The sequence below is a fragment of the Nostoc sp. FACHB-190 genome (assembly GCF_014696905.1).
Taxonomy (GTDB): domain Bacteria; phylum Cyanobacteriota; class Cyanobacteriia; order Cyanobacteriales; family Nostocaceae; genus Nostoc_B.
Genome location: NZ_JACJQW010000087.1, coordinates 1 through 8,426, shown reverse-complemented (window position 1 = coordinate 8,426; position 8,426 = coordinate 1). Strand labels below are relative to the sequence as shown.

The following is an 8,426-nucleotide window of genomic DNA, read 5'->3' as shown; positions in this document are numbered from 1 at the left end:
TGCAGTTTCATTTGCAAATAATGTCGTTTTGAGCAGAACCTTATTTGCAAATAATGTGGTTTCAAAATCGCCTTGTTTGCAGTTTTAGCCCTGGATGTTTGCAGTTCGCTACAGCTATAAGTCTTGCTAGGAAAGACTTGCAAAAATAAAATTGCTCTTTTTACCAAAAAACGGAGAAAAAGCTTGTTTTAGATGTATCAATTGAAGTCTAAGTTATTTAGCACAGCATTTTGTTACGTAGCCATAAGGGTTTCAGGCTCAAAAAGATGGGATGGTTGAATTGGTACAGCCCTTCCTAGAGTATTTTGGTACGTCAAATGCTGTCGGTATCTCAAAACAGAAAAAATTTTCTGAAATCCTTATAATGCAAGGATTTTAGGGCTTGCATGGCGGCTTGTGACAGCTTGGCCACTTTTACCCCTACAAGGCTTTCTTAATTGAGAAATCCAAATCACTACCTCTGCTCCGGCGGAGTCACAAGCCAAAGATTACATTGATGCTTTTTACTTTGCTGACACTTAATAATCCTGTCAATATTCCACTCAACTAAATTCCGCCCCAAAGTATTTTGGTCATTATTGTACTTAAACAACATCACAGCCAGACCACAAACAAACCCAGCCCCAGCAGTCACCGCCAAAGCCGTCAGTGGCGTAAACCATTGAAACACCTGCATCCAAATCGCCTTCTCTTGAAACTTTTCCACCTCTCGTTTCGTTAAAGATGCAAGTTGAGTTGTATACTTAAGACTTTCAATTGGCTCAGATACTTTGTCCATCAAAACTTGTATTTGTTTCGTCCAAGTTTCTCTCTCTTGCCTCACACCCTGACGTAGTAAAGCAATTTCTTCTCTTAACTGCGCTGCCTCTCTTGCCGCCGCAGTTGCTTGGCTTAGTGTCTCTTTATTCGCCTCAGATATAGCCGAGACAGTCGCCATACCTACCTCTTTAATTCCATCTGCAAAGCCCTCACTCACTGACTCTAAATTTCCTCTAATGACTCTCGCCTGCCTCTCTTGAGTAGAGCTTAGTTCACCTATTGCTTGCTGAATTGATTCTATACTCGACTCTGTTTGAGACTTATACTCATTCATCAATTCAGCTAACTCCGAAGGAGCCGTTTCTAACAACACCCGCATCTGTCCCGTCAGTGCCAGTACCAAAAACATCGGGTCTGATGGGTCTAGCTCACTCACCTGGATTATCTGATATACTTTCGCCTTAACTTCTGGAGACTCCCCAGCCAAGCACATATCTAATACTTCTAGCGTTTTGTTATTTAGACTTTTCATACTAGATACCTAATTTTTCAAAAGTAACTTCAGCCAGCTTGAGAAATTTTGCTAGTAATGCTCGGTCAACGCTTACAAAAGTCTATACTGTTTTTTCTCAAAAAATCTCAGATATACCTATCAAATTTTTTGACAGACTTATATCTAAACTTTATACATACTTTAGATAAAACCTTATACAACTTTCTCAAAACTAATCTTTGAAATTGCTGACAAAGTACCACACAGCACTACACTCATTAGTCTGAAATATCTCGTCAGCATAAACCCCATATCTAATACTGATTAAACTCAGATGCAATATCTGCATCTGACTTAGCAGGTTTTTGAGTTTGTCGCTTACTCCTAGAGGCAGATTTTCCCAATGCTTGTGTACTCTCTACTGATGACTGCTCTTTTTCTGCTTCTGGTTGTGGAGGTTCTTCAGTTACCCCATCTGTTGTTTGTCCTGCTGCTGATTCTGTGACTGTCGCAGTTTCCGAAGTACTCGCTTTAACTTTCCCTGATTTATTTCCTCGCTTCCTTGAACTTTTCTCCTTCTCAATCTCAGTCAAATATTGCTTCAGCGTTGCTGCTGAAATACTGATTTCTTGTTTCTCTAGTATTTCTGATAAGTCTTGATAGCTATATCCCTTCTTCAAAGCTGCCTGTAACTTTTCTCTCAAAAAGTAAACACTTTCTCGTAGTGATAGCTCATCTTTGTTCTTCTCTTCGAGCTTATCCAGTTCTGATAAAGTTGTTTGCAGCTTATCAAGTGGAATCTTCTGTCCTGGTTTCGTGCGTACCATTGGTTTTGTGACAACACATAAAAATCAAACTAATCCTACCATTACAAGCAGAACAGCATTTTCTTAAATAATCTCTGTTAACCAAACGTAATCAAAGACCCCATAACCACTTAGTTAGCCCAGAGGTCTTCCTTTTCCCAGTAGTAGGTTTAGCCCCCAAAACTCGCGCCGGAGCTACTGAAAGAGTGTGGTGGGAGGCGTAGTTATATTGTTACTCACTCCACAATTTTGCCCCTAGCGGGGTCGCTGCGCTCAAAATTGTTCGTTCGCCCTGCGGGGCATACCCCCAGTATACTCGTTTGGGTTACAGTAATTACAACTACTGGGAAAGAGAGAGGGTATGGCATACGGTATCTGTAGAATCCAGAAACTCAAGGCTGGCTCTCTTGGTGGGTCGGGCAGACACACCAATCGGGAACGCTACACCCCCAACGCAGATCCAACCAAAGAAAATATTCGCATTATTGGAGAGCCGGACAGCATCAACACCCCCAATCTCGAAACTATTGTGAGAGAGAAAATTGGCAATCAGACAATTCGTAAGAATGCTGTGATGGCTGTTGAATTTCTGCTGACTGCCAGCCCAGAATACTTTCGACCCGATGACCCAAGCAGAGCCGGATATTATCATCAACAACGACTAAAGAACTTCCAGAAGAAAGCCTGTGAATGGCTGATCAATTCCTACGGCGACCGCATTGTTAGAGCCGAATTACATCTTGATGAATCTACACCCCATATCCATGCTTATATGGTTCCTCTGGATGAAAAGGGTAAACTCAACTGTCGCGCTTTACTTGGTGGTAGTCGTCATCGCCTGAGTGAACTGCAAGATAGTTTTGCTGAAGCGGTGGCTCCCTTGGGACTTGAACGGGGGATTAAAGGCAGTTTAGCCAAGCATACAAGAATCCAACAGTATTACTCAGCTATTAACAAAGCTCCTGAGATTAATCTCGATACCGAGACGATGAAACAACAGGTAGCTGATAGACAACGGGCATTGAAAAAAAGTGCAGTTATGGAGAAGACTGCGGCGCATCTTGCCCAGGAGAATCAACAATTACAACTGCAACTATCTCAGGCATTAGCAGAGGTTAACAAGCAAAAACAATCAGCTGCTAATTGGCAGCAAAAATATCAGGATTTAGCTAATACTGTGCGGGATTTTCCCCTGGCAGAAGTTGCATATCAACTTGGTTTAGAACCAGACCCCAAGGATAAACATAAATGGCATAACACTGAACACATTATCAACATTACTGGCAGCAAGTTTTATGACTGGAAGGCTCTTAAAGGTGGTGGTGGCGCAATTGATTTGGTGATGCACGTTAACCAATATGACTTTAAACAGGCTGTGACTTGGCTGAATGACCGTCTGGGTGAAGGTGCAATGTTAGAAGCCACCCGTTACTATGCCAAGGATGTTGTTTTAACTCAACCAGTTCCTCAATTTACTCCCCCTATTGTTGATGCTGAGAAATGGCAGCAGGTGAGGAATTATCTGAGAACTGAGCGTAAATTGCCTAGTAGTTTGGTTGATGCCCTGCATGAGCAGGGGTTGATATATGCAGATAACAAACAAAATGCTGTGTTCCTTCGCCGTTCTCTGGATGGTCAAACAATCACTGGTGCATTTCTGCGAGGAACGGCGGGGACAGACAATACTTTTAAAGGGTTAGCTCGTGGTTCTAAGCGGTCTGATGGCTGGTTTTATTTCCTGCGCGGGGGACAGTCTAGTGACCCAGTTCAACGGGCGGTACTGGTGGAATCTGCGATTGATGCGATGTCAATTGCTGTTTTAGAACGTACAGATTCACGCCGGACTCTTTATTTATCTACAGATGGTGCTGGCCATGTGCCTGTGGATTTTTTACGGGCGTTGCCTGCTAAGTCTGTGATTGTTGCTTATGATCATGACGAAGCGGGTCTTGAGTTGGCACAAAAGGTCATGTCTGTGTTGCCTAATTCGGTCGCCAAAGTCCCTAATGCTAAGGACTGGAATGAGGAGTTGAAGAATTACCTCAATTTTGAACAACAGCAACAGCAGCGACGACAGCAGCAACCCAGAAAACAACAGCACCGGGGTTTTAGTCTTTGAGTAGTAGTCTGCCAAGTGAATTTTGCGTTGTGGTCAGCGGAGGGGCAGGGGAGAGAGTACCTTCATTCTCCCCTGCACCCCTGCACCCCTGCACCCTTGCCTCTTCTCCCCGGCTTCCCCTGCTTTCTTCACTCACCCACTACTCTTAAATCATCAGTTTTTGATATGGGCAGTTTCTTTTTGGATTTGACTAACTTAGGAGTGTCGGGTTTGTTTGATGTAGATTTTGGTGGACGACAACGCTCACAATACTTTGGTTGGGATGGGTAGCAGATGCGCTCTACCACTTCGTTGCACTGCTTACACACAAAGCGATAGGCTCTCTGTTTGATTACCCGAACGTGAGCCTGTACAAAAACTTCCTTACTTTCCACTCCACTGTTACCTCAAAGACAATTAATTATTCCTATGGCTGAATATTCATCGATTCTTAGATTTTTAGAAGCCGAACGTGAACGCTATGTTCTAGAAGCTGCTGAGTTGGAACGTCGCCTCAAGCTGATTCACAACCAGATGAATGCTCTAGACGCTCTCATCACAGGATACGCCACAGAAGAACAGATGTATTCTACCTCTAGAGGTTTGTCTAATTTTCACTCTCCCCAAGCATTTCTTCAGCAAAATTTAGCTCAAGAAGATGAAGAAGATTTTTCTGGTGAGTATATTGAACAGTCCACTATTGCTTTTGAAAACACAGCAATAAATAATTCAGCAATTAGTGATAAAACTTCACCTACCACCCATAGCGAACCAACACAAAAAGAAGATAAATCTCTTGACTCAATTACCACCCAAGTCGATATTTCTGATATCCCCAAACTTGGTACTAAAAGAAAGCCTACCGCTTTACCACTACTGCCCGAATTTCAAGACTATTCTGTACAAAATGCCATTTTGATTCTGATGCGCCGCCGTCCTGATTTGCATCTGCACATTGATGCGATTGTCCGCGACATCTATGGCGATTTACCCCCTGAACAGTTAAAGATAGCAAAGATGAATGTGAGTAAAGCACTTTCTACTGGTTGTCAGTTGAGAATGTGGTATCGAGTGCTACGCGCTACTGGTGTCTACACTTTGGACTATGAGAAAGGTGTCACTGCTAGAGGTAAATAGTCAAACAATTGTAGATTGCCGATTGTAGATTTGAGATTGATGATTTTAGATTTATTCCTGCCCCTTGCGGCGGGGCTTGTACCAAAAACATAAAGGCTGCAATCTGCTATCTTCAATCTCCAATCTTCTCGGTCAAGCAATGGCTCTATGACATGAAAGCTGTATTCACCGCCGGACAAGCATTTTGGGCAATTAGCATTATTATTAATGTTAGTTTAATGTGTTCCACCTTGTTGGCACATTGTCAGCACCTTGTTAAGCAGTATTAGTAATGTGCCAATAATGCGTTATCAGGTTATGGCAAGTTATTAATACTGTAAATAACAGTATTAAACAATGCTGTAGTACAGCACTTAACAGTACTTGGTACATTACTAATAAGGGAGAGTGCAGTATAGACAATGTTTAAATAAAGCATTCCACTGTACAGGCACATTGTAAACACCTTGACTAGCTGTGAGGGCAATGTATGGAAGAGGCTGATAGCAAGAGCGTACAAGTCACAGTCTATTTACCAAAGGATGTGCATGAGCTACTCAAAAGCTGGATGGAGGACAATTACCAGCGTTCTGTCTCTTCTGCTGTGTCGCTGATTGTCGAACACTTCCTGAAACAAGATGGTCGCCCTCTGGGAGATATCGACCTTGGGCCAAGGGTGGCTGCACTAGAACAAGAGAATCTTCCCCCTCGGCTGAACCAGCTAGAACAGCAGATGCGGCAACTCAGGTCAGCCCTGATTGCAGCTGGAGCTATCAGCCTCGCTAGTGGGGTTGAGGAGCATTTAGCAGAGAACACTAGCATTGAGGGTGGTAAGTTCCTCTACTCGGTCAAGGAAGCTAGGGAGGGGTTGAGTAAAACCGAAATCATGCGTCGTCTGGACTTGACCGCTACCACCCTCAAGCGGCTGGCTGAAACTGAACGGACGACAGAAGAGAAATATTTGGCTAAAGTCACTGGCTGGCAGTTGGGTAGTGGTGAGCGTCCAAAATTTTTCCCGCCGCAGTCCAATGCACAAGGGCAGGGTTAATTTAAAAAAGGCTTTTCTCAGTATGGCAATTTTTGGGTAATAAAACTGTTCAGTGTGTCATGGCAGTTTTATGGTAAATCTATGGGAAATCTATGTCAGTTTTATGGTAAATCCATGTAACTTTCATGTAAAAGTCTTGGGCGGTCAAAGTTTGAGATGTCAAGGTTATGTTAAATCCTTGGTAAATCTATGGTAGTTTCATGGCAAATTCATGGTAAATCTATGGCAATTTTTTCAGTCAAAGGCTGAAATGCTTGAAAAATCGTTGTCGCTACAGCAAGCACTGTCCTTTTACATTGCCTGTACATTGATTAGCATTATTTTTAATGTGCTTGCCATGTGAAACACATTACTGACATCTTGCCTGTACATTGGATTAGCAGTAGTTTTAATGTGCCTTCCATGTGGAACACATTACTGACACCTTGCCTGTACATGGGTCAGCATTATTTTTAATGTGCTGTTACTGTGCCACACCTTAAAGACACCTTGCCAATGCCTGGGTCAGTCATTCAACAATTTATAGGGTTTATTTCACATTTAATCCACTGGTATGAGTTCAGAAATGTCATGCAAAATGACAGCATTGTTAGTTAAGTTATTGCATCTAGCTCTATTGTCTAGAGTCAAGCTCTGAACCTGAAATTGGTCGTCAACTCCAACCACTGTCACAACACAGCCAATTAGTTCCATAGCAATAGATTCGGGTTTAAATTGGTTTGGATCTCCCAGAGTATTTTTAGTATTAAAAGGCATACCAGATCCAGACAATTCACCATGCTCATGAAGTTGTTCGCGTCGTGTGGCGCGTCTCTCTAAAACGGACATCAAGCTGTGCCATACCTCAGCATCAAGTCGGCAGACTTTGATTTTCTGCTTTTCAAAACCCGGCTCAAACCTCGACCAACGAAATGCAATTTTAATTCCGAACTGCGAGAGCAGCTGATGTACAACCTGCATATCACTCATTTTTTCGCTGATGGTGCGGTTGAGGTGAGTGAGTATTTCTGGAGCATAAAGACGTATTTTATCTGCGTAGGGTTTGAGGTCGGCTTTCGTCCATTCTTTATGAGGATCTAAAAAATCATTTAATCCTATTGCTTCTCGAATTTGTCGCCGCAGTGCTGTACCGGAAATATCCCAAGGGCAAACACCTTGGTTCCAATTCGCTTGTTTTTCTAATGATAGGGTTGTTCTATCGAGTGATAATTCCGGGTTTAGTTGCGCCTCTAAGTTGAGCAATTCTCCGCGTCGTTGGCCGCTTTTATCCCACAGCACATCTTCTACTGTTAGCTCGTCTAAGCAGTAAAAGTCTTTGAGATAAAACTTTGTTATCGCTAGTGTATCTTCTGGCGAGATGGCTTCTAAGGATTCTAAAACAACCACCTCTGCATAAGTTAAATCGGCGGCGGCTACTATATTTTGTGCTTCAAGCAATTGAATTTCATCTTTGGCTTCTTTTAACAGCATTGTGACTGCTTTTTGGGATTGTCGCTGATCGATTTTGATGTGATGCCCTTCGTGTTTGAGTCGAATTAATAGCGCATCCCTCAGATTCATCATCGAATAATTCTGCTCGGCACTAATCCGGGCATAGAGATTAACATGGGGGTTATCTTGCCAATTGTAATTAGCAATTTCTTCCACAACGTCAGGTCTGAGGTTGGAACGAACTAAGCTAACGGTGGCATCAGTTCTTTGTTTTAATTGGTTTTTAATTTCGAGAGAATTGGTTGAGCGCGAAACTTTACAGTAATTTGTACCACGTCTGGCACACCAAACCACACGCTCTACTGTGTCGCGCACACGAATTAAAGATTGAGACATATCCGCGTCGGTGGATGATGCGCCTGTGAAAATCCCATAGACTTTTTCAATCACATCTTTTAGTTCAATGCTGACTCCCGTGGCGATTGTGGGAGTACAAATAATTACGTCATATAATCCTTCGCCTAATACTGCATCGGGTGTTTTCATAAACCGTTTTTCAACGGTATTGCCGCTAGTTTCGGAGTTAATTAACAGGATTCTGATTTCTGGAATGGCTTTCTGTAGAAGTCGCGCTGTTGCCTTGCTGGTGGCTTTGCTATCTGTGGTAACATACAG

At 42.7% G+C, this 8,426-nt stretch carries 6 protein-coding genes; 3 read left to right on the top strand and 3 right to left on the bottom strand.

Going from position 1 to position 8,426, the window contains the following annotated elements; all coding sequences use genetic code 11:
- Nucleotides 1-454 precede the first annotated feature (454 nt).
- Both H6G28_RS35770 and H6G28_RS35765 read right to left on the bottom strand, forming a co-directional pair.
- Nucleotides 455-1,291 (bottom strand): DUF6753 family protein, encoded by an 837-nt coding sequence (locus H6G28_RS35770; protein WP_190678022.1) that lies wholly within the window; start codon nucleotides 1,289-1,291, stop codon nucleotides 455-457.
- A 275-nt stretch (nucleotides 1,292-1,566) separates the two neighbouring features.
- A complete protein-coding gene (locus H6G28_RS35765; RefSeq protein ID WP_190678019.1) occupies nucleotides 1,567-2,079 on the bottom strand; it encodes a hypothetical protein in 513 nt (170 codons plus the stop codon).
- 340 nt (nucleotides 2,080-2,419) lie between these two features.
- On the opposite strand from H6G28_RS35765, the gene mobV reads away from it, so the two are divergent.
- From mobV to H6G28_RS35750, 3 genes are all read left to right on the top strand, one after another.
- Nucleotides 2,420-4,177, top strand: a complete 1,758-nt coding sequence (gene mobV, locus H6G28_RS35760; RefSeq protein ID WP_190678015.1) for a MobV family relaxase — start codon at nucleotides 2,420-2,422, stop codon at nucleotides 4,175-4,177.
- A gap of 408 nt (nucleotides 4,178-4,585) precedes the next feature.
- Entirely contained in the window at nucleotides 4,586-5,293 is a 708-nt protein-coding gene (locus H6G28_RS35755; protein ID WP_190678012.1) for a hypothetical protein, read from the top strand.
- A gap of 547 nt (nucleotides 5,294-5,840) precedes the next feature.
- A complete protein-coding gene (locus H6G28_RS35750) occupies nucleotides 5,841-6,320 on the top strand; it encodes a hypothetical protein (protein WP_190678009.1) in 480 nt (159 codons plus the stop codon).
- A gap of 540 nt (nucleotides 6,321-6,860) precedes the next feature.
- On the opposite strand, the gene H6G28_RS35745 is transcribed toward H6G28_RS35750, so the two are convergent.
- Nucleotides 6,861-8,426, bottom strand: a 1,566-nt coding sequence (locus H6G28_RS35745; protein WP_199333022.1) for a hypothetical protein, incomplete at its 5' end; no start/stop codon positions are given.

Coding starts and splice junctions, on each gene's coding strand:
- H6G28_RS35765 (WP_190678019.1), bottom strand. CDS start 2,079: ATGGTACGCACGAAACCAGGACAGAAGATTCCACTTGATAAGCTGCAA.
- H6G28_RS35770 (WP_190678022.1), bottom strand. CDS start 1,291: ATGAAAAGTCTAAATAACAAAACGCTAGAAGTATTAGATATGTGCTTG.
- mobV (WP_190678015.1), top strand. CDS start 2,420: ATGGCATACGGTATCTGTAGAATCCAGAAACTCAAGGCTGGCTCTCTT.
- H6G28_RS35750 (WP_190678009.1), top strand. CDS start 5,841: ATGGAGGACAATTACCAGCGTTCTGTCTCTTCTGCTGTGTCGCTGATT.
- H6G28_RS35755 (WP_190678012.1), top strand. CDS start 4,586: ATGGCTGAATATTCATCGATTCTTAGATTTTTAGAAGCCGAACGTGAA.